General features: G+C 37.1%; 1 protein-coding gene. It reads right to left on the minus strand.

Annotated features, from left to right (window positions below):
- Positions 1-455: 455 nt before the first annotated feature.
- Complete coding sequence (locus L4C32_RS20505) at positions 456-1,970, minus strand: FG-GAP repeat domain-containing protein (protein ID WP_428198746.1); 1,515 nt, start codon at positions 1,968-1,970, stop codon at positions 456-458.
- Positions 1,971-2,221: the final 251 nt, after the last annotated feature.

Genomic DNA, 2,221 nt, shown 5'->3' on the forward strand with positions numbered 1-2,221 from the left:
GATATTTATTGGCCACTTACAGAGATAGTAAGGTAATATCAAAAATCGATATGTTAACAAATAAATACAAATGGTTACTGTTATTACTCATTCCTCCGACAATCGCACTATTATTCATGAAGCTTTCAATTACAGGTTTGATTATCTCAACTCCATTGTTTGCATTCTTTCTACTAGAGTTAAAGCCTAAATCTGTAATCTTCATGAAAGTTATTACACACCTTGGAGCCCACTCTTTATTCATGTGGCTAACACATTCTTTCTATTGTTACTACTTAACTCCAGATCTATTATTTTCATTTAAATACTCTATTATCATAATATTAGTTTTAATAGTTACATCTTACTTAACCAGTCTCTTCTTAACACGCATTCATAACTCTATATACAAATAGAGCCAACTAAAAAGCTGGCTCTAATATCTAATTCAGAACAGGCATATTGCACTCTAACTATTAATCATCGTCGTCATCGTCATCATCGTCATCATCGTCATCATCGTCGTCATCATCGTCGTCATCATCGTCGTCATCATCGTCATCATCGTCATCGTCGTCATCATCGTCATCGTCATCGTCTTCAGTTAATAATGTTGCTGAACGATAGCTGTTATTTGCTAGCCAACTTGGTACTTCTGTCTGTGGAATCGTGCCATCATCATTTATATTACTTTGATGAAATGAATGCTGATTCCAAATTCGTACCGCTTCTCCCCACGGTTGATCCCCGCCATCAAATACGCGAATACCATTAAAATCACCCTGAGAATAATTGTTGGCTGTAACGATCAAATCTCCACTCTTATTGCCATCTAAATCAACAATAAGAGGGTATTCATAAAGTGTTCCAGAGCTATTCGGTATATTGACAAGCTCTTCTCCACTTATACCATCAAAGATTCTTATTGTGACTTCATCTTGAATAACTATTTCAGAACGTCCATTTCTGTTAAAATCAAATGAGTTCACGCCAACAGTTCCACTGCTTAGATCAGTAATAGGCTTTGACCACTTAACACTTCCATTAGCAGAGATAATGGTCAAATACTTGTAACCTGCTACTGCAATTTCAGCTCTACCATCACCATTAAAATCAGCAATCGACTGGCTTCCACCACGTCCACCCGGAACTGCAATTGGTCCCCATTTAACATTACCATTATGTTCAACGAGGCTAATGAGCCCAACACCATTTGTTGGTCCTGGGATCCCTACTACGATTTCTGGATAAATATCGCTATCAAAATTCGCGACCGATGAGAACCAATAGTCGCCTTTACTTTGATCTAAGCGCCAAATTTCTCGTCCATCTGCATCGTATAACACACCTTTAGTAAGGATCTCCTGTCGACCGTTTAAATCATGATCAAAGACGATAGGAGCATAGCCTCGTTCAACAGGAAATTGATAACCATACTGATAATTAACAACCGAGCTTCCCAACACTATCTCAGGCGCACCATCTCTATTTAAATCAGCAATCGTTGGATGTAAACCCCAATGTTTACCGCTGTTAATCGTCCTATCTAGATACCCTCTATTATCATATACGTAGATATTAGAATCATTATAATTGATCGACACAATCTCTACGTGTCCGTCTCGATCAAAATCTGCAGCTGCTAGACTTGATTTTGGTGCTGACCATGCAGGCCCCCTGGAATAATCCCAAAGCTCTTTACCATCAATACCACTTAAGGCTCGGATCACACCGGGACGATTATATTGGTTATCTTTGAACGAACTAAATACAATGTCAGCTACATCATTTCCATTTATATAACCATCACCATTATCATCGTTTAACTGCATCACAACTGGAGTTGACATTGCATGTTTATACTCGGGCATATATTCACTTCCCGACCATGCCCATTTTTCTTGAATATTTATTTTGTTTGGCACCACAGCAAATGCGCTACTCACTGAAACAGCCAGTACTGTGGCTAGTATCATTTTCCTAATAGTCATCTTCAATTCCTTTTTTGGAAAAACCTGAACAGTCAATTAATTGACCGTCATCATTTTGACATAAAAATGTCATATTCAAATGAACTCATAAGAAATTAATGCTATAACCATACTTTGCGCTGCATTGATATATATTTAATTAGTAATTCCCATACTGCTTCCAATGTATTATCCCTTTCTTGATTAATGAAAACTCAGATTTTGCCTATTAAGTTCAGTTAAATACATTTAATATATGAATGCTTATGTGT

The organism is Aliivibrio kagoshimensis, from assembly GCF_050337105.1.
GTDB lineage: Bacteria > Pseudomonadota > Gammaproteobacteria > Enterobacterales > Vibrionaceae > Aliivibrio_A > Aliivibrio_A kagoshimensis.